At 60.2% G+C, this 22,922-nt stretch carries 20 protein-coding genes; 3 read left to right on the top strand and 17 right to left on the bottom strand.

Annotated elements, in window-relative coordinates; translation table 11 throughout:
- Positions 1-5 precede the first annotated feature (5 nt).
- The 4 genes from I2I05_RS06050 to I2I05_RS06065 form a co-directional block, all read right to left on the bottom strand.
- Positions 6-2,432, bottom strand: a complete 2,427-nt coding sequence (locus tag I2I05_RS06050) for an ABC transporter permease (RefSeq protein WP_196281320.1) — start codon at positions 2,430-2,432, stop codon at positions 6-8.
- A 93-nt stretch (positions 2,433-2,525) separates the two neighbouring features.
- A complete protein-coding gene (locus I2I05_RS06055) occupies positions 2,526-4,883 on the bottom strand; it encodes an ABC transporter permease (RefSeq protein WP_196281321.1) in 2,358 nt (785 codons plus the stop codon).
- 55 nt (positions 4,884-4,938) lie between these two features.
- A complete protein-coding gene (locus I2I05_RS06060; RefSeq protein WP_196281322.1) occupies positions 4,939-5,616 on the bottom strand; it encodes an ABC transporter ATP-binding protein in 678 nt (225 codons plus the stop codon).
- A 260-nt stretch (positions 5,617-5,876) separates the two neighbouring features.
- Entirely contained in the window at positions 5,877-7,136 is a 1,260-nt protein-coding gene (locus tag I2I05_RS06065) for an efflux RND transporter periplasmic adaptor subunit (RefSeq protein WP_196281323.1), read from the bottom strand.
- A 312-nt stretch (positions 7,137-7,448) separates the two neighbouring features.
- On the opposite strand from I2I05_RS06065, the gene I2I05_RS06070 reads away from it, so the two are divergent.
- Positions 7,449-8,828, top strand: a complete 1,380-nt coding sequence (locus I2I05_RS06070; protein WP_196281324.1) for a sigma-54-dependent transcriptional regulator — start codon at positions 7,449-7,451, stop codon at positions 8,826-8,828.
- On the top strand, positions 8,818-10,170 hold the full coding sequence (locus tag I2I05_RS06075; protein ID WP_196281325.1) for a sensor histidine kinase: 1,353 nt from the start codon (positions 8,818-8,820) through the stop codon (positions 10,168-10,170). Before I2I05_RS06070 ends, I2I05_RS06075 begins: the two co-directional genes overlap by 11 nt.
- Positions 10,171-10,189: 19 nt before the next feature.
- Here the strand turns inward: I2I05_RS06075 and I2I05_RS06080 are convergent, their stop codons facing one another.
- From I2I05_RS06080 to I2I05_RS06135, 12 genes are all read right to left on the bottom strand, one after another.
- Entirely contained in the window at positions 10,190-10,573 is a 384-nt protein-coding gene (locus I2I05_RS06080; protein WP_196281326.1) for a DUF3037 domain-containing protein, read from the bottom strand.
- Positions 10,551-11,345, bottom strand: a complete 795-nt coding sequence (locus I2I05_RS06085; protein WP_196281327.1) for a HipA family kinase — start codon at positions 11,343-11,345, stop codon at positions 10,551-10,553. The genes I2I05_RS06080 and I2I05_RS06085 overlap by 23 nt, the downstream gene beginning before the upstream one ends.
- Before the next feature lie 120 nt (positions 11,346-11,465).
- The gene (locus I2I05_RS06090) at positions 11,466-14,033 is read right to left on the bottom strand and encodes a DUF5916 domain-containing protein (RefSeq protein WP_196281328.1); all 2,568 of its coding nucleotides are present in this window, start codon (positions 14,031-14,033) and stop codon (positions 11,466-11,468) included.
- A gap of 407 nt (positions 14,034-14,440) precedes the next feature.
- Positions 14,441-15,196, bottom strand: coding sequence for a DUF4097 family beta strand repeat-containing protein (locus I2I05_RS06095; RefSeq protein ID WP_196281329.1), 756 nt, complete (start codon positions 15,194-15,196; stop codon positions 14,441-14,443).
- A 184-nt stretch (positions 15,197-15,380) separates the two neighbouring features.
- Entirely contained in the window at positions 15,381-16,148 is a 768-nt protein-coding gene (locus I2I05_RS06100; RefSeq protein ID WP_196281330.1) for a DUF4097 family beta strand repeat-containing protein, read from the bottom strand.
- 211 nt (positions 16,149-16,359) lie between these two features.
- The gene (locus I2I05_RS06105; protein WP_196281331.1) at positions 16,360-17,199 is read right to left on the bottom strand and encodes a zf-HC2 domain-containing protein; all 840 of its coding nucleotides are present in this window, start codon (positions 17,197-17,199) and stop codon (positions 16,360-16,362) included.
- 4 nt (positions 17,200-17,203) lie between these two features.
- Entirely contained in the window at positions 17,204-17,752 is a 549-nt protein-coding gene (locus tag I2I05_RS06110; protein ID WP_196281332.1) for an RNA polymerase sigma factor, read from the bottom strand.
- Between the two features lie 298 nt (positions 17,753-18,050).
- Positions 18,051-18,905, bottom strand: coding sequence for a DUF4097 family beta strand repeat-containing protein (locus I2I05_RS06115; RefSeq protein ID WP_196281333.1), 855 nt, complete (start codon positions 18,903-18,905; stop codon positions 18,051-18,053).
- Between the two features lie 16 nt (positions 18,906-18,921).
- Complete coding sequence (locus I2I05_RS06120; protein ID WP_196281334.1) at positions 18,922-19,794, bottom strand: DUF4097 family beta strand repeat-containing protein; 873 nt, start codon at positions 19,792-19,794, stop codon at positions 18,922-18,924.
- Positions 19,739-20,650, bottom strand: a complete 912-nt coding sequence (locus tag I2I05_RS06125; RefSeq protein WP_196281335.1) for a HEAT repeat domain-containing protein — start codon at positions 20,648-20,650, stop codon at positions 19,739-19,741. The genes I2I05_RS06120 and I2I05_RS06125 overlap by 56 nt, the downstream gene beginning before the upstream one ends.
- Before the next feature lie 8 nt (positions 20,651-20,658).
- A complete protein-coding gene (locus I2I05_RS06130; protein ID WP_196281509.1) occupies positions 20,659-21,183 on the bottom strand; it encodes an RNA polymerase sigma factor in 525 nt (174 codons plus the stop codon).
- A gap of 419 nt (positions 21,184-21,602) precedes the next feature.
- Entirely contained in the window at positions 21,603-21,941 is a 339-nt protein-coding gene (locus I2I05_RS06135; RefSeq protein ID WP_196281336.1) for a hypothetical protein, read from the bottom strand.
- Positions 21,942-22,078: 137 nt separating this feature from the next.
- Here I2I05_RS06135 and I2I05_RS06140 point away from each other — a divergent pair, with 137 nt between their 5' ends.
- Complete coding sequence (locus I2I05_RS06140) at positions 22,079-22,459, top strand: hypothetical protein (RefSeq protein WP_196281337.1); 381 nt, start codon at positions 22,079-22,081, stop codon at positions 22,457-22,459.
- Between the two features lie 89 nt (positions 22,460-22,548).
- Here I2I05_RS06140 and I2I05_RS06145 read toward each other — a convergent pair whose 3' ends face one another.
- The gene (locus I2I05_RS06145; RefSeq protein WP_196281338.1) at positions 22,549-22,902 is read right to left on the bottom strand and encodes a hypothetical protein; all 354 of its coding nucleotides are present in this window, start codon (positions 22,900-22,902) and stop codon (positions 22,549-22,551) included.
- Between the last annotated feature and the right edge of the window lie 20 nt (positions 22,903-22,922).

Here is a 22,922-nt window from a genome sequence, read left to right on the forward strand (position 1 = left end):
ATAAGCTAGTTAGCCCGCAGGTTGTTCACCGGGTTAGCCGTGGCGGCGCGCACCGCTTGGTACCCAACTGTGAGGAAGGCCACCGTGGCGGCGATAAGCCCCGCGGCCAGGAAGGCCCACAGCGGCATGTCGATGCGGTAGGCAAAGTCCTGCAGCCAGCGGCTCATGGCCAGCCAGGCGGCGGGGAAGGCAATAAGCGCCGCTACCAGCACCAGCACCAGGAATTCCTTCGACAAGAGCGCCACGATGTTGCCCACACTCGCGCCCAGCACTTTCCGGATGCCGATTTCCTTCTTGCGGCGCTCCGCGGCATAAGTGGCCAAGCCGAACAGCCCGAGGCAGCCCACAAAAATGGCAATGCCGGTAAACGTCCACAGCAGGGTTTTGAGCTTGTCCTCGGCTTTGTACATCTGGTCGAAGTTGTCGTCCAGAAACTTGTACTCGATGGGGCTTTCGGGGCTGAATTTGGCCCAGACCTGCTTCACGCCGTCCACGGAGCTGCCGAGGTTTTCGCCCTTGAGCTTCACGGCCACTTTCCAGTAGGCGCCGGGGAAGATTTGGAGCACGGCCGGCTCCAGCCGGTCGTAGAGGCTCTTGTAGTGAAAGTCCTTCACCACGCCAATAATCTGGCCCACTTTCAGCGAATCGGGGTTTCTATCGCTCCAGACCTTCCATTGCACCTTTTTCCCGAGGGCTTGCTGCGGCGTGCCGAAGCCAAATTCTTTCACGGCCGTTTCGTTGAGGATGAAGGCGTGGTCCTTGTCGGTGGACTGCGCTTTCGAAAAGTCGCGGCCCGCCACCAGCTCCAGGCCCAGGGTTTTGAGGTAGTCGTAGTCCACCATCAGCTGCGTGGTCGAGTGCTCTTTCATCTCGCCATTGGTGGGCACCATGATGCCGTCGCCGGCCACCTGGTCGCCCGGAAAGCCGTAGCCGATGCTCACCGACGCCACGCCGGGCACTTGCGCCAGCTCGTTTTTGAAGGTGTCATAGTGCTGGTTCATGTTGTCGCCCCGCATGGGGAAAAACATGATTTGGTCGCGGTTGAAGCCCAGGTCCTTGTTGTGCAGGTAGCTCACCTGCCGAAACACCACGATGGCGCAAATGATGAGGAACACCGACAGCGCAAACTGCACCACAATCAGCCCGTGGCGCAACCAGTGCACCCGGCCAAAAATGCCGTCCGTGACCACGGCGCTTTTCAGCACCTTCACCGGCTGGAAGCTCGACAGCACCAGCGCCGGGTAGAAGCCCGCCACCAAGCCCACCACCACCGTCAGGGCCGCCAACAGGCCCAGCAGCGCCGGATTGCGCAGCAAATCAAACGTCATGGTTTTGCCCGTGAAGGCGTTCAGCGACGGCAGCAGCAGCGCCGTGAGCACCACGGCCAGCACCACGCTCACCAGCGTGAGCAGCACGGTTTCGCTCAGAAACTGCAGCATCAGCTGCTGGCGGCTGGCCCCGATGGTTTTGCGGATGCCCACTTCCTTGGCCCGCTGCATGGACTTGGCCGTGGACAAATTCACGAAGTTGAAGCCGGCAATCAGCAGGATAAACGCTGCGATAAAGCTCAGCGCCTTCACGTAGGTGATGTTGCCCTTCACCGACAAGTCGTACTTGAAGCTGGACGAATAGAGGTGGATGGCTTGCAGGGGCTGCAAAAACGGCTTGTCGTTTATCTCCTCGTCTTTCTGCGTCGGCTGCACTTTCTCCACGATGTAGCGCTGCAGCTTGGCCTCGGTTTGCTTGGCATCGGTGCCGGGGCGCAGCTTCACGTAGGTAAAAAACTGGTGCCAGCCCCAATTCGTCATGCGCTTGGCCGGCAGTTGCGCTGCCGCGAGCGGGATGACGTAATTAATTTTCAGGTGAAATTTCGACAAGTCGTTGCGCAGCACGCCCTTCACCACGAAGGGTGATTTGTTCATCTTTATCTCCTTGCCCACGGGATTTTCGTTGCCGAAAAAGCTCTTGGCCACGTCCTCGGCCAGCACAATCGAGGTGGGCGCGTCCAGCGCTCCGGCCGCCGAGCCGTACTTGAAGGCCAGCGGAAAGATTCCAAAAAAGGTCGAATCCGCAATCTGCCCGTCTTCCACGTAGATTTTTTTGTCGCCCACTTCCAGCAGGTTGGTGGCCGACTGCATCAGGATGCGCACCGATTGCTCCACTTCGGGAAACTCCCGCTTGAGCGTGGTCGCGTAGGCCGGCGACACCGGGGCGTAGGTATCGGGCATTTCCTTGTTCGTTTGCTCGGTGTACACACGGTACACCCGGTCGCCGTCGGGCACGAACTTGTCGAATTGCAGCTCGTCGTACACGAACAGCCCAATCAGCAGGCAGGCCGTGAGCCCCAATGCCAGCCCGGCAATGTTGAGAAAGGAAAAGCCTTTGTGCCGGATGAGGTTCCGGTAGGCCACGAGGAAATAGTTCTTGAACATGGCGGAAAAATGTTGGAGTGGCCGGTTGACGGCCTGCAGAAAAAAGAATATTGATGCCCTTCGGCCAAAGGCTCTTTGCTGGAAAAGAGCCGGTTATTCATCCCGTAAGCAAAGAGTGGGGTTGGTTCGGGAGGCTTTCCAGGCCTGCGCGCCGATGGTGAGCCAGGCCACCGATACGGCCACAAGGCCCGCCCCCAGGAAGTACCAGTACTCCAGGCTTATGCGGTATTCGAAGCTCTCCAGCCACTGCTTCACCACCACGTAGCTAACCGGCAAAGCAAGCAGAATAGCCACGCCGACGAGCTTCGTGAGGTCACTCGAAAGCAGGTAGACGATACTGAATTCGCTAGCCCCTAGCACCTTGCGAATGCCAATTTCCTTGCGCCGCCGTTCGGCCGTGAAAGCCGTGAGGCCGAACAGGCCGAGGCACGAAATCAGAATGGCTAGGCCGGCGAAGTACTGGGCCAGCACCCCAACGCGCCGCTCGGCGACGTACTGGGCCTGATAATCATCGTCGAGAAAGTGGTAGGTGAGCAGCGCCTGGCCGGGGTTGAAAGCGGCGTAGAATTGTTGGATTCGGCCGATGGCTTCCTGCTCCCGGCCCGGTGCCAGCCGCACCAGGATGGTGCCGGCCGTTAGCGGCTCCAGCCGAAAAATGAAGGGCTTCACTTTCTCGTGCAGCGACTCGTAGTGAAAGTCCCTCGCCACGCCGACAATCCGCTGGTTGTCCAGCAGCTGGCCCACCGGATTTTGCAGGCCCAAGCTGGCCACCAAGGCTTCGTTGACGATAATCTGCATGGTGTCGGCACGGAACTGGGGCGAAAAGCTGCGGCCTTCTTTCAGCGTAATGCCCAAGGTTTCGAGCATGTCGTAGTTCACGCCCAGGTTGTTGGCGAGAATTTTCCGGCCCTCCCATTCCACTGGACGCCCCGCGCCGTAGGTACCCACAAGCGAGCCCCACATGCCAGAGGCATTCACCACGCCCGGCAACCGCTTTAGCTCCGCCAGAAACGTTTTGGGCTGCTTCGCTGCCCTGCCTGCCGCCTCAAAAGACATAATGCCGTTGCGATTGTACCCCAGGTCTTTGCTTTCCACAAAGGCAAGCTGCCGCTGAATGACCCACACGCAGACGATGAACAGCACGGAGAGCATGAACTGGAAAACCACTAACCCCTTGCGCGTCCACAGGTCGGCGACCGAACCGGCGAGCTGGCCCTTGAGCACCTCCACCGGCCGCAGCCCCGACAGGTAAATAGCCGGATAGCTGCCCGCCAGCAGCCCCGTAATCAGCGTGATGCCGAGCGCCGAAAGCACCAAGTGCGGCTGGAAGGACAGCGCAAGCTGCTTGCTGGTGATGGCGTTGAACTGCGGCAGCAGTAGCTCCACCAGCGCCAGTGCAATGAGCAGCGCGATGAAGCTCATGAGCACCGATTCGGCCAGGTAGTGCGCAACCAGGGAAAAGCGGCTGGCACCCAGCGTTTTTTTCACCCCGATTTCCTTGAGCCGGCGCGAAGCTTTGGCCGTGGCCAAGTTCATGAAATTGATGCAGGCAATCACCAGGATGAACACCGCAATGGCCGAAAACAGCTGCACGTATTCTATCCGCCCGCCCGACGGTATGCCGTTGGTATACTCGCCGTGGAGGTATATGTCGGCGTAGGGCTGCACGAGCAGGGCCCGTTTCTTGTTCGTGGCCAGCTTGCGTTGGAGTAATCCTGAAATCTTGGTTTGAAACCGCACTGCGTCGGCACCCTCGTGCAGCACCACGAAGGTGTTAAAAGGCCCATCCTGAGCCCAGTCAATCGACTCCCCCATTTTCATGATGCCCTTGAAGGCATCAAAGCTGAGCACCACGTCAAACTGGTCGGTAGAATTGACCGGAATGGGCCCAAACACGCCCGTCACAACGACGGTTTGCTTGAGGTCAGCCAGTTGCCATTCCACCGTTTTGCCCACGGCATTGGCCGCCGTGCCGAACAGCGCCGCGGCCATTTCCTGCGAGAGCACAGCGGCGGTTTTGTTGGCCAGCACCTGGCTGGCGTCACCCTGTTGCAGGTTGTAGGAGAAAATGTGGAAGAAGTCTTTGCCGGCAAATTTGGCGTCGGCCCGCACTGTTTTTCCCTTGGCCACCAGCGTGAACCCAGGAAAGAAATTGGGTGGAGTAGCCACGGCCGCGTACTGGATTTCGGGCATTTCCTCGGCCAGCGCCTCGGCCAGCAACGGCGCCGTGCCATAGGTGTTGATGCCCTCGGCCGTGCGCTGGTTTTCCAGCACCCGAAACAGCCGCCCGGTAGTGGCGTGGTACCGGTCGAAGCTCCATTCATCGTGCACCCAGAGGTAAATAGTAAGTGCCCCCACCAAGCCCACCGACAAGCCAACCAGATTGATGAAAAAGGTCGTTTTGAACCGCTTGAAGTTCCGGTAAATCAGGAGTAGCGAATGCTGAAGCATGGGTGCGGCGAATCAGGAGTGAGTGCATCAGAAAAACCGAGGCGCGCGAGCGGCGCTACACGTGCGCGTGTTCGAGCACCACCTGCCCATCGAGCAGGCGGATGACCCGGTGGGCGTAGCGGGCGTCGTGCTCGGAGTGGGTGACCATGATGATGGTGGTGCCCGCCTCGTTCAGCTCCGTGAGCAGCTCCATCACCTCGTTGCCGTTGCTGGAATCGAGATTGCCGGTGGGTTCGTCGGCCAGTATCAGGCGGGGGCCGTTGACTACGGCGCGGGCCACGGCCACGCGCTGCTGCTGCCCGCCAGAAAGCTGCTGCGGGAAGTGGTTGCGGCGGTGCATAATCTGCATTTTCTCCAGCACCTTGGCCACCTTCTCCTTGCGCTCGGCCGCGCCCACGCCCAGGTAAATCAGCGGCAGCTCCACGTTTTCGGCCACCGTCAGCTCCTCAATCAGATTGAAGCTCTGGAACACGAAGCCGATGTGCTTTTTGCGCAGCTCGGCCCGGCGGCGCTCGGGCGCGTGGGTCACGTCCGTGCCGGCAAAGGCGAAGCTGCCGCCGTCCGGCTCATCGAGTAGCCCCAGGATGTTGAGCAAGGTCGATTTCCCGCAGCCTGACGGCCCCATGATGGCCACAAACTCGCCCTCGCTCACGGTCAGCGACACGTTGTTCAGGGCCTTGGTCTGCACTTCTTCCGTGCGGTAAATCTTTTCGAGGTTTTCGATTTTAATCATGGGAGTAAGGAGTGCGAGTTGAGGTTAGGAGGTACTTTTTTGCAGAAGGTGAGAAAAGCAGGAGTTGCGGAGGGTAGCTGTAGCGTGGACTCTGCGAGTCCGCGTCCCGGTCGCGCCGTTCGGACATGGTTCGGGTCTCGTTCCAGCGGGCGCGGACTCGCAGAGTCCACGCTACATTCGTCCAGCTCCCCTCTTCACGGGAGAGGGTCCGGGGGTGAGGTGAACTGGCCGCGCAGCATAACATTCTTTCAATTTTTGAACTACTCTTTCTTGGCGCGCAATTCCAGCTCGCCCATCTTTTCGTAGCCTTCGTAGCTGGAGGTAATCACCCGGTCGCCGGGCTTGAGGCCGTCGAGGACTTCGTAGTAATCGGGATTCTGGCGGCCGAGGCGGATGTCGGTTTTATAGGCCTTGCTGCCGTCGGCGTTCACTTTAAAAATCCAGTTGCCGCCGGTTTTCTGGTTGAAGCCGCCTTTGGGCACGCGCAGGGCCACGGTTTGGTCGCTCAGGGCCAGGCGGACGGGCACGGTTTGGCCGCGGCGCAGGTCAGGCGGCACGGCGCCGGTGAACTCCAGGTCTACTTGCACGCCTTGCGTTACCTGCGTGAAAATCTTCTTTACGCTCAGCTCGTAGGGCTTGTCGTTCACGGTTATCGTGCCCTTCTGGCCCGGAAAAATGCGCGAGATGTAGTACTGGTCGAGGGTGGCGCGCACCTTCAGGCCCGTCAGCATGTCGAGCTGGCCGATGCGCTGGCCACGGGTTTTCAACTCCCCAATTTCGGCGTTGAGCGAGGTGATGCGGCCCGCCGTGGGCGCCTTGATGGTGAGGTCGTCGAGTTTGTGGCGCATCAGCGCCAGGTTGTTTTGCATGCGCCCCACCGACAGCTGCATCTGATTGATTTGGTTGCGCATGGCCAGCGAATCCTGCTGCACCGCCTGGCGGCTGAGCTGGCGCCGGCGCAGCTGGTAGTCGTAGTTGTTTTTGGTCTGCTGGTACTCCTGGCGCGCAATGACTTTTTGCTCGTACAGCGTCTTATTCAGGTCGAAAATCCGCTTGGCCTCGCGCAGCTGGTTATCGATTTCGGCCTGCTGGTTGAGTTGCTGAATGCGGTTTTGCTGCAGCAGGTTGCGCGTGTTTTGCAGGTTGTTCATCAGGTCGAACACGGCCGTTTCGCGGTTCACCATTTCCAACTGCAGGTCGGTATTCACGAGCTGAATAATGGGCTGGCCGGGCGCGAGCGCCGCGCCGTCTTCCACCAGAATGCGCTGCACCGTGCCGCCTTCCGGCGCGTCGAGGTAAATAGTTTTGATGGGCATCACCACGCCATCCACCGGCACAAATTCCTGAAATGGCCCCCGCGAAACCGCGCTAATGGTCACCCGCTCGGGGTCAATGTTCAGCTTGGCTGGGCCCGCCGACGTGAGCAGCAGGGCCACCACGGCCACTACCACCAGCACGAGCGCGCCGAGCAGCATCAGGCGGGCTGGGGTCCAGGTTTTCTTTTTGATAATTACGTCCATGTCCCTGGCAGTGTTTGCGTTGCCTCTTTGCAAGGCAACTGGTGACACGCAACGAAGAACGATGCCAATTTAATAACTTATTGAAAATCAATGGAATAATATTCGATTCTGTATTGCTGCCACAAAAACTGTTCGGTTTTGATACACCTACCGTTCGCTTGTGATACACTTCGCGCAGCGGATGCCGCCAAAAAGGGTCATTAGCCGCTTCCATGATGCTTTTTAGAAAGTAGTACAATTGTGGCTAGTATTTCGGTGCTTCGCACCCGGAACGGGGCGCGGGCTCCTATTCTGAATTAGCTGGTACGCTCCATGGTCCTGAAGAAAGCGCGTGTTTTGGTGGTAGACGACGACACGGACGTGCTGTTTGCGGTTCGCATGCTGCTCAAACCCGAGGTGCAGGAAGTTGTGACCGAAAAGAATCCCGAACTGCTGCTCTCGCTCCTAAGCAAGCAGCGCTTCGACGTTATTTTTCTGGACATGAACTACAAAAGCACCCTCGGCACCGGCAACGAGGGGCTTTATTGGCTGGGCCGCATCCGCGAAAAGGACCCCACGGCCACGGTCATTATGATAACCGCCCACGGCGAAATCAGCACGGCTGTGCGGGCGCTTAAGGCCGGCGCCACCGACTTCATTGTGAAGCCCTGGCACAACGCCCAACTGCTGGAAACCCTGGCCGCCGCTGTTGCATCGAAGGAAGCAGGACGCCCGGCAGGCGCGCCCGCCGGTCCGCGGCGCGCGGCCTCGTTCGCCGAATTTGCCCTGCTGGGCGAGTCGGAGGCGATGCAGGAAGTCTTTCACAAAATCGAAAAAGTAGCCCCCACCGAGGCCAACGTTCTGCTGCTGGGCGAAAACGGGACCGGCAAGGAATTGGTGGCCAAAGCCCTGCATCAACGGTCTTTCCGGGCCGCTAAGCCCTTTATCACGGCCGACCTCGCGGCCATGAGCGAGGGCATTTTCGAGAGTGAGTTGTTTGGCCACAAGAAAGGCTCCTTCACCGATGCCCGCGAGGACCGAATCGGTCGATTTGCGGCTGCTTCGGGCGGCACCTTGTTTCTGGACGAAATCGGCAACATTTCGCTGGCGCAGCAGGCCAAGCTGCTCACTGCGCTGCAGAACCGGGAGGTGATTCCGCTCGGCAGCAACGTGCCGCTGCCCATCGACATTCGGCTGATTTCCGCCACCAACGCGCCGCTCTACGAACGGGCTGCTGAGCAGTCCTTCCGCAAAGACCTGATTTACCGCTTGAATACCGTCGAAATCACGCTGCCGCCCCTGCGGGCGCGGGGCGACGACGTGCTGCTGCTGGCCCGCCACTTTGCCGGCATCTACGCCGCCCGCAACCGCAAGCCCACCCCGGAATTCGACCCCGCCACCCTGCAAAAGCTGCGGCAGCACAGCTGGCCCGGCAACGTGCGCGAGCTGCAACACACCGTGGAACGCGCCATTATCCTGGCTGAAAGCGACACCCTTCGCCCGCAGGATTTTCACTTTTCGGCCATGGAAACCGCTGTCCCTCAGCCGGCCGGCTTGCTGCCATTCGAAGGGCCTTTGCAGCTGAATGAGGTAGAAAAAAGCACCATTCTGCGCGTGATTGAGCGCCACAACGGCAACATCACCAAAGCGGCCAAAGAGCTCGGCCTCACCCGCACCGCCCTCTACCGCCGCCTCGAAAAACATGACCTTTAAGCGGCTGGAAATTGGCATCGTGCTGCGGCTGCTCGTCCTGTTCGGGCTGCTGTACGCGGCCGAGCGGGCGCTGGAGCACGGCAAATACGGGCTGCTGGCCCTGGCCGGGCTGCTGCTTGGGCTGGGCGTGTGGGAACTGAGCCGGCACCTCACGCGCGGCAGCCGGGCCCTGGCCGATTTCCTGCTGGCCGTGCAATACCGCGACTTCTCCCTGCATTACAACGAGGCCCACCCCAACCGTGCCTTGCGGCCTCTGCACGCGGCGTTTAATCAAATCAGCGCCACCTATCAGCAGCTCAGCGCCGAGCGTGAAGCCCAGTTTACCTACCTGCAAACGGTGCTGCAGCTCATCGACACGGGCATCATCTCCTACGATGCCGACGGGCGGGTGGAGTCCATCAACGAGTCGTTTAAGCGCACGCTGGAGCTGCCGTATCTGAAGAACATCCTCACGCTGCAAAAACGCCTGCCGGTGCTGTACGAGGCCATTCGTCAGCTAGAGCCGGGCGCTTCCACCATAGTGAAGCTCACGGTGGGCAGCAAAACCATGCAGCTGCTGCTCTCGGCCACTACGTTTCGGCTGCAAGGCCGGGAGTTCACGCTGGTGGCGTTCAAAAACGTGAGCCACGCCCTGGAAGAAACCGAGACCGAAGCTTGGCAAAAGCTGTTGCGCGTGATGACCCACGAAATCATGAATTCGGTGGCGCCCATCGCCTCGCTGGCCGACACCCTGCGCCGCGACCTGCGCCGGGAGCTGGAAACGGCCTCCCCGGCCGTCCAAACGCTGCTGGAGGACGTGGTAGAGGGCATTGGTATCATTCACAACCGCAGCGAAGGCCTGCTACGGTTCTCGCGGGTCTACCGCGATTTCAGCACCATCAGCCCCCCGCAACTCACCACCGTGTACGTGCAGGAACTGTTCAGCAACATTCGCGGCCTCATGACGGCCCAGCTGGCAGAGACGAATATTGAACTGCTGGCCTCGGTGGAACCCGTGGAATTATCCCTGCAAGTCGACGCCCGCCTTATGGAGCAGGTTCTCATCAACCTCGTGCTCAACGCGGCTTATGCCGTGCGCCAGCACCCACGGCCGCGCATCCAGTTGCTAGCCCACCAAGCCGCCGAAGAGGGCAACGTTGTTATCGACGTAATCGACAACGGCACCGGCATTCCGGCCGACGTGCTCGACAGCATCTTTATCCCCTTTTTCACCACCCGGCAGGGCGGCACCGGCATCGGCCTGAGCCTGGCCAAGCAGATAATGCACTTGCACGGCGGCAGCATCAAAGTTCAGTCCGTTCCGGGAGAAGGGACTGATTTTCGGCTGGCGTTCGCGCTGTAAAGCGCGGCCTGAAGCGAACCTATTCCACCAGTTGGGAGTACAGCCGCGCCAAGGTTTCACTCGCATCGGCGCATAGGCCGGGATGCACGGGCGAGGTTTGAACCACCGTGCTGCGCGTGGCCGTGAGCCAGCGAAACCGCTCGGCAATGGGCAGCTGGCCGATAGTGCCACCCGTGGCCCGGCCCTGGCAAATGCGTTCGAAAGCCTGCAGGCGGGCGGTTATTTCGTCCAAATCAAGGTCGGGCGCCAAGGCCCGCAGCCGGGCTTCGGGCAGTTGAAAACGGGTTTCCAGGAAACCCCGGGAGCGGCAATAAACGATGACCCCAACATTCAGGAATTCTTCCCGCTCGACGCGCGGCACCACGCGGAGCACGGCGTATTCAAATAGCTGCATTGCGGGCATCTTGGGCTTCCTGAACAAAGATTTCGGAGGCCGCCAAGCGCGCTTCGAGGAAGCGAACGTAGTCGGCGCGCTGCGCTGCGGGCGGGGCGTCGCCGTTGGTCAGCCACTCGTCGGGCACCAGTGCCACAATGGCGCGGAGGCGCTCAGGCGTAAGCTTGGTGCGGTTTTCGGTGTCGGTTTCGGCCAACTCGCTGGCCTGGGGCAGCAGCACGTGGTCCTTCACCTGCGGGAAGGGGCGCGGGCGCGGCTTGGCCCATTCGGGGCCGGCGTGGTGGGCGTAGAGGGCCGCGCCGTGGTCAATCAGCCACAATTCTTTGTGCCACATGAGCAGGTTGGTGTTGCGGGCGGTGCGGTCCACGTTCAGCGTCAGGCAATCGAGCCACACGATTTGGGAAGCCAGCCGCGGCTCGATAGTGGTGACCAGGGCATCGAAGGTGATGGCGCCGGAGAGGTAATGCAGCGCCAGGTTGCGGCCGGTGCTGGCGCGCAGCAAGTCCTGGATTTCCTCGTCGGGCTCGGTGCGGCCGAAGGCTTCGTCGAGCTCACAAAACACCAGTTCCGGCACGCGCAGGCCCAGCGTGCGGGCTATTTCGCCCACAATAAGCTCGGCGATGAGGGCTTTAACGCCTTGCCCGGCGCCCCGGAATTTTAGGACGTAAAGGAAGTTGTCGTCGGCCTCTACCAGGGCCGGGAGGGAGCCGCCTTCCCGCAGCGGGGTCACGTAGCGCGTCACAGCTACGGTTCGAAGTTCGAGGGCAGGAGTTGCCGGCATGCTGCGGAGAATGGTGAAAAAGCCGTGCAAAGGACGGACAATTTGCAGGCAGTTCCCACAAAAACGCCTGTCGCGCTTTATGCGGCACGACAGGCGTTTGCTTCTAGCTACAATTCTCCCCTACTGCTTCCGGCGCAGGTTGAGGTAGTCGAGGTAGTAGAGCACCTTCACCGACACGGAGTTGTTGTGCGGCGTGTTGATGGTGCTGTTGAAGTTATCGAAGTACTGCGGCGTGGCCCGCTCGGCGAATAACTCGTCGGCGCTGGCGTTTTTCCACACCACGCTGATTTGCGAGCCCGGCGCAAACCACCACGAGTACACCGCGTCCACGTTGAAGGCGTTGTACGTGTTGTCGCGGTTGCGCTGGTAGGCCACCAGTTGTTCTTCGCCGTTGCGCCGCAGCTGCGCAAAATCATTGTAGTGCACGTTGCTGGTGTAGTGGCGCACCCGCAGCGTGAAGGCCATGCGGTTGGTGAAGGTGTAGGCGGTGGAAACGACGTTCGACACCGTGGCCACGTTGCGACGGCCGAGCAGCGCATCCACGGGGCCGCGGCCCGTGCGGAAATCGCCGCCCAAGAGGTCGATAATGGGTTGGTCGAGGAGCTGGCTTCCATCAAGGCCGCCGTTGACGTAGCCGATTTGGTTCACGGCCAAGCTCCAATCGATGCTGTAGCGGAACGTGAGGTGGTCGTTGACGCGAAAACGCGGGTACGCGCCAAAGCTGTATCCGGTGCGGCGGGGCCGGGGCAGCCGGTCGTCGATGTTGTAGTGCTGCATGCCGGCATTGAGGCCATAGGCAAATTTCTTGCGCGAGTCAGAGTTCATGAACCACACCAGGCGGGCGTTGCCTGGTACCCGCACGTAATAGTCGCCCAGGGGCCGGGAACGGGGCTCGAAAAAGTCGTGCGATGCGGCGTCCAGATTAAAATCAAATCCGGTTTGGATGAAGCTTTTGGTGAACGTGGTGTTGGCTCCCAGGTAGGTGCTGAACGCCTGGTAGCGCGTGGGCTTGTAAAGCAGCGTCTGGCTGACCACGCCAAAAATCGCAAAGTTGTTAACCTTCCAGAAGGGCTTAAACTTCTGGTAAACGACCTGCGCGGACTGCGAGATATTGTTGTTGCCAAACAGAATCCCCAGGTCGTTGGGGTTGTACGTGTCCGACTCGATGCCGTGGTTGAGGCTCCAGGTCAGGTTGCCGCTGATTTTGCCCAGGCCCACGGAGTATTTGTAGCCGTCCTGGTCGTTGATTTGCCGCTCGCTGCCGAAAGATGTGCCCCGGCGCCGCGAGTACACCATGCGGCCGTCCACGGCGTAGGCGTTTTTCTTGTTGGCGAAGCGGAACAGGCCGCCGGTGACGTTGGCGTCGTAGGTGCTACCGGCCCGTGTCACGTTGGTGTTGATGAGGCTCACGAAGGAGTTATTCTTCAAACTCTGGTCGAGCACCACGATGCTGTAGTTGGCAAAGGGCTGGGTGAGCACGTCGCGGCGCACGCCGCTGGTGCTGTCCTGCACCGTGGCGTACACGTCGTTGCTCAGCGCGTTGAACACGCCCACGCCCAGGCCCTTGCTCGTGCGCCCCGACACCTTGGTGGCGTTGAGCAGGCGCGTCACCCCCGGGTTCTCCACCACGAACTCGCCCCCGCGCCGGCTGCCGTCGGCCTGGCGCTCGCCCCGGCGCAGCTGCCCGGTCACTTGCCCGAAGCCGATGGGCGTGGCCCCGACCCGGCGCGAGTAGAACAGCCCGCCCTTGTTGAACAGCTCCGTGCCTTCGGTGAAGAACTGCCGGTTTTCATTGAATTGGACCTCAAAAGGCGAGAGGTTGAGCACTTGGTTGTCGCTCTGCACCTGGCCGAAGTCGGGCACGAGCGTGGCGTCGAGCGTGAAGCTTTCGTTGATGCCCCACTTCACGTCGGCCCCGCCGTTGAAGCTCGTGCTCGTGTTTTTCTTGCCCTGCTCGTTGAAGGGAAAGTGGTTGACGTAGCTCGACACGTAGGGCGTGAGCGAAAGGCGCAGCGGCGGCTTGAGGTCGCGCAGGCCCGTGAGCACCCCCCACTGGTTCACGAATCCGTCGACACCGGGCCGTACTTCGTTCCAGAAAAACGCCTGGTTTTCGCGCTTGCGCTGCCGCATAAAATTCAGGCCCCACTGCTGAATCTCGGCGGTGCTAAAGCGCAGCGCCGAGTACGGGATGCGCATTTCGGCCACCCAATCGGTGCCTTGCAAGGTGGTGCGGCTTTCCCACACGGCGTTCCAGGCGAAGTCTTCGCCGCTGGCCGGCGAGTAGCGGGCGTCCATCTGCACGCCGCCGGTGGTCACGAAGAAGGCGTAGCCGTTGAGCTTGTCCTGATAGGTATCGAAAAAGACGCCGAAGAAGTCGGTGTTGCCAAAATTGTCGCGGTCGGTGAGCTCCCGTGGAATGGAATCAGTCGAGACGTCGTGCATCACGGCCCCGATGTAAATCGCTGCGTCGTCGTAGAGCACGCGCACTTCCGTGGGGAATTTTTCGTGCGGGCCGGGATTGGGCCGGTTCTGGATGAAGTCGGTGGCGGGGGTTGCTTCGCGCCACACGGCTTCATCGAGCACGCCATCGAGCTTGATGGGCTGGGTCATGCGCAACGCGGCCAGTTGGCGTTTGGGGGCCAGCGTCGCCATGGCGGAGTCCTTGTCGGCGGCAGGCGCCTGAGCCATTGCTGGGGAACAAACCAGGGCCAGCAACCCCAGAAGCAGAAAAAAAGGGCGCAGAATAGAGGTAAAGAACATAAAGTGTGACCGGTTTGCAGAAGAAGAGTGGAGAAGGACGCCTAAGATTATCGCTGGCTGCTTCCGGATGAAAATCGATTCCAGGCAGCGGGGCTGAGCGGGCGCAAGCGGCCGTGTTCACTCACCCAAAGCCAACCGGAACCTCTACCATGGGTGGAGTGGGTTGCAGCCCTCCCCACCAATGGCGCCCCGGCCCCGCTGCCTGGAATTTCCTCGCCGCCAAGGCTACAAGAGCCCTGCCGACTAACTGAACCCCTAATTTTCAAACATCAATAATCCAGCACCAGGCGTATTAGAGCCTGATTTTGTGGAGAAACTACCGGTCGTGCGAATGGTTACTTCCGTTTGCGGAAATAAACGTCGTTGCTGATGGATTCGAGCTTGACGAGCGGGCCGCTGCCCTTGAGCGTGCCTCTGACGAGGTAGCCCACGATGGGGTTTTTCTTGGGCTCGGTGCTGAACGAAATGTCCTGGTCGGTGTAGACCTCGCCGGTAATGGTTTTCATGGCCAGTTCGGCACCGTTGGTGGGTGCCCAGGTCACATCCACAAAACCGCTAATTGACTTGGCTTCGATGGACCCGGTGAGGCCCGCAATGTCGATGTCGCCGCTGATGGTGCTCACGCGCAGGGCCACGTCGGCCGGCACCGTGATTTCATACTGAATGTCGGCGCACACCTGGTTTACGGTGCGGCCTTCGCGGTCGCGGCCCGCAGTCACCTTCCCGTTGTTGATGGTGGTGTTGTAGGTGTCGCCGTAATAGGAGCCGCCGTTGGGGCAGTCGCCGGGCTGGGAATTACGCAGCATTTCCTTATCAAAGTCGGAGTTGAATTTCACCTCCTCGCTGCTCTGCTCCTGGGTGAGCAGCAGGGCATCGTTGAGCTTGTTTTGGTTGATGCTCACGGTGGCTTTTAGCGTCATTTTGCCGCTGGCCCCGCTCCGGATGCGGATGTTACTGGCGTGCTTCAGGTTGAGAAACAACCGCTGCCCACTGGCAAGATTAGCCGATTTTTCAATGATTTTTTGGGCGGATAACGACTGGATGCCGCTCGCGGCAAGAACCAGCAACAGGAAGAATAGGAAGCGGCGCATGGCATTACAGAAAATGAAGGTGGAAAGCTGGAATTGGGATTTTTAATCTGGCTCGTCATGCTGAGCGGAGCCGAAGCATCTCTACCGCTTCGTTGGGTCGATTGGATTACTGTTGCAGTAGAGATGCTTCGGCTCCGCTCAGCATGACGGGCTATTTGTTATAGTCTGCTTTATTCAGGTGGACTTACTTGGCTTTGCGGACGAAAATGTCGCCGCTTACCGTTTTGAGCGACAACGCGTTGCCGCCGCCGTTCACGCTGCCGTCGACCACCTGGCCGCCGATGTGGCGCATGTTGTCGTCGCCTTTGCCCAGGTTGATGTCGAAGTCGGTGTAGACTTCGCCTGATACGGAGCGCATTTTCATGGTGGCCTTGGTGTTGGCGGGCATGCTCACGTCCACATCGCCACTCACCGTCGAAATGGAGCTGGGGCCTTGGCGGAGCGGCGCAAAACGCACCGTAATGTCGCCGCTCACGGTGTTGGCCACCACGGGGCCGGTCACGTTGGTGAGCTTGATGTCGCCGTTTTTCACGTTCACTTCGAGGTCGCCGCTCACGTCGCGGATGGCCACGTCGCCGCCGTTCCAGTTGGTTTGGTTGTACTGCACGGTAGAGCCGCGCGGCACCCGAATCACGTAGTTGGCATCTTTGCGCGAGGCCCGCACAATGCGCACGGTGTTGTCGGTTTGGGTCACGGCGAGGCCGATTTTGGTGTTGTCCACGGCCGAGTTGTAGATGGGGCGCAGGCCATCGGCGCGCTTGTTGGGCTCTTCGTAGCCGTCGCCTTTTATCACCAGCTCGTTGCCGTCGATGCCTTCCACCGTCACGTCGCTGCCCTGCATGTCGATGACGATTTTGCGGTCCTTGCCGCCGAGTTTGGTCTTGTATTCCTGGGCCTGCCCGGTGTGAGCGGCCAGCACACCCGCCATGGCGAGTAAAATGAGCTTATTCATGTTATTAAAAATTTGACAAGTGAGGTCCGGGCACGGCGCCGGAAGCCGGCGCCGCGTTGCAGAAAAAGGGTAAGGAAAAGAGGAGGAAAACGCACGCCGAAACGTCATGCAGAGCTTAGCGAAGCATCTTGCCCGCCACGGCTAAAATCAATTTTCAGTTTACTTGAAGCACGCGAGATGCTTCGCTGCGCTCTGCATGACGGACTTTTAATTAAATCAATTTGCCGATGCCAGCTTCGGCCTGGGCCCGCACCACAGGCAGGGCATCGGCGCGCTTGGACAGGCGTTCGAGCTGGGGCACGGCGCGGCGCACGCGCATCGACACTACCATATCAATCAGGGTTATCTGCACGTTGGGGTCGGTTTGGATGGCGAGGGAATTCACCAAGCCTTCCCGCACCCGCGGGTCTTCGCGCAGGCGGTAGAGGGCTTCGCAGGCGGCCAGGCGCACGTTGGGGCTGGCGTCGAAGTTGAGGGTATTGAGCAGCACCTGCACCGTGGGGTCGCCGGGTTCCGATTCTTTGCCGGAATTGCTCACCAACTGAATCCGGTCGCTGGCAGAGGTGGAGCGGCCGGCCAGCGCCTGCCGCAGCTCTGTCGATTCTGGCTGGCCGGAAGTAGTGGCGAAAGTGTCAGCGTTGCGGCTGCCCCAAGGGAGCTGACGGCCTAAGAATACGCCGGCGGCAATCAGCACGATGCTGGCGGCGATGCGCATCCAGTTGTTGGCAATGGCCGTGGGCCACATCGAAACCACTTTGGCTTCGGGCTGCACGGGAGCAGCAGCAACCGGTAACTCGGGATTCAGCAAGGCTTTTTGCTCCTCGAGCATGGCCATGAAGTTGGCGCGCAGGGCGGTGCGAGGCGCTTCGGGCAGGGCGGCGTCCAGGTCGTCGGTCAGAGCGCGGAGTTGGGTTACCTGGAGCTGGCAGCCGGGGCAAGTGGCCAAGTGAGCGGCCACGCGGTCGGCCTCGGCGGCGGGCAGACTGCGCTCGACGTAGGCCGGAAGCAGCGCTTCCAGCTCGTGGCAGGCAGAAAGTTCGGGCGTTTTCATGGGCTTAGTTGGCGAAATAGATTTTGCGCAGCGCTTGCAGGGCGCGGTGGGCTTTCACGCGGGCCGCTTCGGCGGTGCAGCCCAGCAGCTGGCCAATTTCCTCGTAGCCGAAGCCCTGGAAGCGGTTCAGCACCAGAATTTCGCGCTGCGGGGTGGGCAGCAGGGCCAGGGCTTCGTGCAGGTCGTCGTGGTGGCTGCTGATGCGCATTTGGGAGAAGGCCGCGCCGCGCAGGCCGCCGGTTTTTTCCACTTCTTCCACGTCGGCGGCTCGCAGCTTTTCCTTGCGCTGCCAGTAGTCGGCGTGCACGTTGCGAGCCATCTGGTACACCCAGGCCTTGAACGGCTGGGTGGGCTGGTAGCTGCTGCGGTATTTGAGGATGCGCTCGAACACGGTCTGGGTGAGGTCTTCGCTGGTGTCGCGGTCGTTGGTGAGGCGGGTGAGGTAGTTGAACAGGGGCCCGTGGTAGCGCTCAAACAACGGCACGAGCTGGTCAAGGTCGTCGGCCTTCACTGCGGCCATCAGTTCTTCGTCGCTCGTACTCGTGGTCGTCACGGGTGGGTATTTGGGGGTGAATTGAAAGGAGTACCGGGCTTTGGTCTATTCGTTACAGCGAGCCTGAAAAAAATTTCACAACTCTCTGCAGATACTCTGTAAAAACTCGATAAAGACTCTATAAGACAGCTAAAACAAAGAACGTCATGCTGAGCGCAGCCGAAGCATCTCTACCGGGAAAGTAATTGAATACTCTCGCGGTAGAGATGCTTCGGCTGCGCTCAGCATGACGTTCCTATTGCCTGCCAATGCTCTGCATGACGTTCTGTAGTCAGGCAGACGCTTTTCGGGTTAGCCTTTACTTGGCTTTGCGCAGATAGATGTTGCCGTTGAAGGTTTTCATCATCACTTCGGCGCCGCCGCCGTTCACTTTGCCGTAAGTCCAGTCGTCGGTACTGAGGCGGGTGAGGCCGTTTTCGCTGGTCTTGGTCACTTTGGGCGTGCTCTTGTCCACGGCCACGTCGAAGTCGCTGTAGACCTCGCCGCGCTCCGATTTCATTTTGAGTGCGGCCTTGGCGTTGCTCGGGAAAGTCACATCCACCTTGCCGTTGAGGGTGGAAAAGGCCATGGGCGCGCCGGAAGTCACTTTGTTGAACGTGGCAATCAGGTTGCCGTTCACAGTGGTAGCCACGGCCGAGCCCGACACTTGCTTCAGGGTAATCGAGCCGTTCACGTTGTTGATTTCCAACTCGCCGTTCACGTTGTCGACAATGATGTCGCCGTTGTTCACGGTGCTAATCTTGAGCGAAAAGTTCTCGGGCACCTTGATGGTCAGGTCGACGGGCCGGGCGTGGGACTCGGTGGAAATCTCCACGTTGTTGTTCTTTTCCTCCACGGTCAGGTTGAGGCTGGTGCCGGCCGAGAGGCGCTTGAGGCCGCCGGTTTCGGCGGCAGCGGCGCGGCGGTTGGTAACGGCCCGGCTGGTGGCGTCAATCACCACACTTTTGCCGTTGTAGCCGGTCACGTGGATGAAGCCGTTCACGAGGCCTACCTCCAGCGTGCCGGGCTTGTTGGGCGAGCTCAGGTTCACGGTGAGCTGTTCTTTGGGGTTGTCTTGCGCCAGGCCGGGAAGCGCAGCGCAACTCAGCAGTAGCAGGGCAAGGCTCGCCCGCCGCACGGGGTGCGTGAGGGTTATTTTCAGGAAATTAGTCATCGGGGATGGGTGGTAATTATAGTTTGGAGACGGTCACGTTGCCGTTGAGGGTTTCGAAGCGGAGGTCGGCGCCGCCTTTGCCGAGGCGCACGGCGGTGTCTTTGGTGAGCTTGTAGACGGTTCCGCCGCCGCGGCCTTCCTGATTTTTGGTTACTTGCACCGGCAGGATTTCGGGGTTGGGGAAGTCCGTGTAAAACTCGCCGTGCATGCTTTTGAAGTGCATATCAGCGGCCAGGTTGGCCGGGTACTTCACTTTAATCTGGCCGTTGATGGTTTTGTAGCTGGAGGCGCCGGGCGGGTTGGCGGCGTAGGTGGCTTCCACGTTGCCGTTCACGGTGTGGGCCTTGGTGGTGCCCTTCACGTTGGTGAGCTTGATGGGGCCGTTCACGTTGCTCACGTTCAGCGGGCCGGCTACGTCCTGCACCTGCACCGAGCCGTTGTTCACCGTCGAAACCCGCAGGTTCATGGCGTAGGGCACTTTCACCACGTAATCAAACTCGTAGCGGTACTCGATGTCCTTGTGGTTCCAGTTGCCGCGGTAGTTGTTGCGGGGGCGGGAATCCTGGGGGCCGGCCATGTACACAATCACGCTGTCGTTGCGCTGCAGGAAGCCCAGCGTGGCTTCGGCTTTGCCTTCTTCCAGGGTTTTAGCGTCGTCGGCCCGGATGGTGCGGGTGGCTTCTACCACCACCTTGTTGCCGGCGTAGCCCTGCACCGACACCGACCCCTGGATGTTGTAGACGGCCAGCGTGCTGCGGCCCGCGTCGCCGCTCAGCGTGAATTCCCGGTTGACTTTCTCGCTGAATTCTTTGGTTTGGGCCCAGCAGGCGGTGCTAGACAGTAGCAACAGCAGCGCGCTGAGCCGGGGAAGTAAGGTTAGTCTGGTCATTGCGTGGAGGGGTTGAGGGCGCGGCGGGCCGGCCGGTTGAGAGGGTTTGAATGGTTTGTTCGATTTTGCTTTTCACTGACTCGTCGAGGTTTTCCTGCTTCAGCAGCTCCCGCAGCGGCTTCACGGAACGGCGCTCCTGCAGTTGCACCATCACGTCGGCTAGGGCCGTTTGCACCAGCGGCGATTCTTGCCGGGCCAGCGAATGCACCAGCCCTTGGCGCACCGCGGGGTCTTGCGCCAAGGGCGCCAGGGCTTCCAACGTGGCGAGTCGCACGTTCACGTTGGGGTCATTATCAAGGGTACTCAGCAGGGCATCCACCACCTTGGTCGTGGGCTCGTCGAGCTGTTTGGTGTAGCTCACGGCCCGCAGCCGTTCGCTGGCCGAGGGGTTTTCGATGAGGGCGAGCATCATCATCTGGCGCATGTTGCCGACCTGCGTGGCCAGCTGGGCAATTTGCTGCTGGTCGGCCGCGCCGGTGGTGCGGGAGTTGCTGAACCAATAGCCGCCAATCAGGCCCACGCCCAGCAGGCACAGGCTGTACACCGCCCGCAGAATGGGCCGCGGAATGTCCAAGTTCAGCCACCACTGCCACAGGCCTTTCAGCGTGTAGTCGGGCGTGGTATCCACCGATTCTTTGAAGGTGGCCAGCATGGCGTAGAAATCGGGCCGAATGTGGGCGCTGGGCTCCGGCACCCGCACTTTGCCCAGCGTTTGCCACATGCTCTCCACGGCCTGCAGTTCCTCGCGGCAGTCGGCGCACTCAGCCAAATGCGCCGTCAACTCGGCCTGCTCGGATGCCGAAAGCTGACTGCCCAAGTAGTCTACTAATTGCTCTTTGGTGCGTTCACAGTTCATAGTATAGCTTAGTTTTCGATGCGGAGGTAGGTAGTCTTCAACTCGTTCATGGCGCGGTGCACGCGCACTTTCACGGCGCCTTCGGTGGTGTTCAGCACCTGGGCTATCTGGGCGTATTTCATCTCCTGGAAGCGGCTAAGCACCAGGATTTCGCGGTTTTCGGGGCTCAATTGCGCCAGAGCCTGGTGCAGCTGGGCCACTTCCTGGTCTTTCTCCAGGTCTTCGTCGGCGCGGCGGCCCCCGCCGAGGTGCTCGGCCATGTCGGCCACGTCGGTGTGGTGCCGGTCGTGGCGGTTTTTCTTGATGTAATCGGCCAGTACGTTGCGGGCCAGGTGGTACATCCAGGTGCGAAACTCGCCCTCACCGGTGAACGTGTGGCGGTACTTGAGCATGCGGTAGAACACGTTTTGCACGAGGTCTTCGCTGGCATCGGCCCGCCCCAACATGTGGTAGAGAAAGCCGAACAGCTGCCGGTGGTAGCGCTCAAAGAGCAGGCCCATTCGGTCCACGTCGCCGGCTTTCACCCGCAGCATCAATGCATTGTCCGATAGCGAGTCCAACCTGTAAAGAGTAGTGTTTTGGGGTATTTGATTGTGGACACCGCGCCACGTTGGGAAGGTTACAGGAAGGTGGCAACTTTTTCCGCAACAGCCCCGCAAGCTTCTCTTACCAAGCACGGCTCTGAGCCAAGAAAGCGGCAACCGACTCGCACGCAAATTGCTGAGCTTAAAATAATTAGCTAACTATTTATTCCCTATCTTCGAAAACAGCCTCCGGCTACTGGCCGTACAAATCCTCGCAGTTCCCTACTATAAATGCAGTCTTGACATCGCTTATCCTTACCCGCATTAGTGCGATTTCCTCTTATCCTACCTAATTCTTAACTTATGAAAAAGACGAAATTTTTGATAGCGACTTTACTGGCCACCGGTCTGAGTACCGCGGCTTTCGCTCAGACAACGGGAACTACCACCGGGACAACCACTGGCGGTACCACCACTAGCAGCACCACCGCTGGATCGGGAACTACTTCGGGCTCGATGGGTACCACTACCGGCACTACATCGGGCACCACCACGAGCGGTAGCACAAGTGGCACCACGAGCGGAATGACCACAAGCGGAACCACGACCGGCGGCAGCATGAGCACCGATTCGATGCGGAGTGCTACCACGTCGGGCGCGATGAGTACCCCGGCAGGCACCGGCACGGGCGGAAACGTGGGCACCACCAGCGGCACCGTATCGGGCACCGAGGTCATGGGCACGGGTGTCAAAAAGTCCAAGACCAAAGTCGAAAAAGATAAAATCAAAATCAAAGCGAAGCCCAACGAGTAACCTTTCGCCGTTGAGTTCCGTAAGTAGCTGAACACCGGCTGTTTCTTCACGAAGCAGCCGGTGTTTTGCTTTTCACCCTTTCCCTCCTGCCATGAAACTGCTTTTCCTACTGGCCAGCGTATTCCTCGCCGCCCCGGCGCAAGCCCAAACCGTGCCCTTCGACCCCACCGCTCCCGTTCGCGGGGGCAGCCAGGGGCAGACCACCGTGCCCCCCGTCAACCCCGCCCTGAACCAAAGCACCATTCAGGGGCCTGCGCAGGTGCAGCGCACCGCTACCAACCGCGACGCTCAGCCCAGCCGGCCGCTGTCGGACCAGGGTGTTTTCACCCCGGCGGCCACGCCCGAACTATCGCCCACGGCCGTGCCCGATACCCGGGAGCAGCCCATTCTCAAAGACAGCCGCCCTCGGCAATCCACCGAAGTGGTGCCAAGCCGCTCGCGCCGCAGCAACAGCAGCAACGTTCCGCAGTAATCATTCGCAACCCCGTTGGCTACGCAGAGAGCCCCGTCCAATACCTGGGCGGGGCTCTTTGTGTGATTAACAAAACTTGCGACGAGGCGCTATTTCTTGCTTTTGGCAGCGTGGGCCAGCAGGTCGCTGCCGTGGCGGCGCAGCAAATCGGCCAGCTCAACAAGCGGCTTTTTCACATCGTCGGCCGCTTGGGCACTGATTTGGCTGGTTTGGTTGCCCAGCATGGTAAGCGAATTGCCGATGGCCGTGGCGCTCAGGGCCCCACTGGTCAGCAGCGACTGCAGGTTGCCGAGTTCGCGGGCAATGTCCTGCAGGCTGGGGTCGCCGCTTTGCAGGAATTGGTGTTGCCAGGTTTCGGTGTTATCCATGGCCGAGCCCAAGGGCAAACTGGTAAGGCCATTTTTCAGGGCGCTGACGGTGGCGTGAAGGTGGTCGGAAGGCATTATTGAAGGTGATGAGGTGA

The organism is Hymenobacter jeongseonensis (genome assembly GCF_015694725.1).
Classification (GTDB): Bacteria; Bacteroidota; Bacteroidia; order Cytophagales; family Hymenobacteraceae; genus Hymenobacter; species Hymenobacter jeongseonensis.

What these genes read in the sequence shown, in the direction of transcription:
- I2I05_RS06050 (WP_196281320.1), bottom strand. Translation starts at nt 2,432, where the DNA reads ATGTTCAAGAACTATTTCCTCGTGGCCTACCGGAACCTCATCCGGCAC.
- I2I05_RS06055 (WP_196281321.1), bottom strand. Translation starts at nt 4,883, where the DNA reads ATGCTTCAGCATTCGCTACTCCTGATTTACCGGAACTTCAAGCGGTTC.
- I2I05_RS06060 (WP_196281322.1), bottom strand. Translation starts at nt 5,616, where the DNA reads ATGATTAAAATCGAAAACCTCGAAAAGATTTACCGCACGGAAGAAGTG.
- I2I05_RS06065 (WP_196281323.1), bottom strand. Translation starts at nt 7,136, where the DNA reads ATGGACGTAATTATCAAAAAGAAAACCTGGACCCCAGCCCGCCTGATG.
- I2I05_RS06070 (WP_196281324.1), top strand. Translation starts at nt 7,449, where the DNA reads ATGGTCCTGAAGAAAGCGCGTGTTTTGGTGGTAGACGACGACACGGAC.
- I2I05_RS06075 (WP_196281325.1), top strand. Translation starts at nt 8,818, where the DNA reads ATGACCTTTAAGCGGCTGGAAATTGGCATCGTGCTGCGGCTGCTCGTC.
- I2I05_RS06080 (WP_196281326.1), bottom strand. Translation starts at nt 10,573, where the DNA reads ATGCCCGCAATGCAGCTATTTGAATACGCCGTGCTCCGCGTGGTGCCG.
- I2I05_RS06085 (WP_196281327.1), bottom strand. Translation starts at nt 11,345, where the DNA reads ATGCCGGCAACTCCTGCCCTCGAACTTCGAACCGTAGCTGTGACGCGC.
- I2I05_RS06090 (WP_196281328.1), bottom strand. Translation starts at nt 14,033, where the DNA reads ATGGCTCAGGCGCCTGCCGCCGACAAGGACTCCGCCATGGCGACGCTG.
- I2I05_RS06095 (WP_196281329.1), bottom strand. Translation starts at nt 15,196, where the DNA reads ATGCGCCGCTTCCTATTCTTCCTGTTGCTGGTTCTTGCCGCGAGCGGC.
- I2I05_RS06100 (WP_196281330.1), bottom strand. Translation starts at nt 16,148, where the DNA reads ATGAATAAGCTCATTTTACTCGCCATGGCGGGTGTGCTGGCCGCTCAC.
- I2I05_RS06105 (WP_196281331.1), bottom strand. Translation starts at nt 17,199, where the DNA reads ATGAAAACGCCCGAACTTTCTGCCTGCCACGAGCTGGAAGCGCTGCTT.
- I2I05_RS06115 (WP_196281333.1), bottom strand. Translation starts at nt 18,905, where the DNA reads ATGACTAATTTCCTGAAAATAACCCTCACGCACCCCGTGCGGCGGGCG.
- I2I05_RS06120 (WP_196281334.1), bottom strand. Translation starts at nt 19,794, where the DNA reads ATGACCAGACTAACCTTACTTCCCCGGCTCAGCGCGCTGCTGTTGCTA.
- I2I05_RS06125 (WP_196281335.1), bottom strand. Translation starts at nt 20,650, where the DNA reads ATGAACTGTGAACGCACCAAAGAGCAATTAGTAGACTACTTGGGCAGT.
- I2I05_RS06130 (WP_196281509.1), bottom strand. Translation starts at nt 21,183, where the DNA reads ATGCTGCGGGTGAAAGCCGGCGACGTGGACCGAATGGGCCTGCTCTTT.
- I2I05_RS06140 (WP_196281337.1), top strand. Translation starts at nt 22,079, where the DNA reads ATGAAACTGCTTTTCCTACTGGCCAGCGTATTCCTCGCCGCCCCGGCG.
- I2I05_RS06145 (WP_196281338.1), bottom strand. Translation starts at nt 22,902, where the DNA reads ATGCCTTCCGACCACCTTCACGCCACCGTCAGCGCCCTGAAAAATGGC.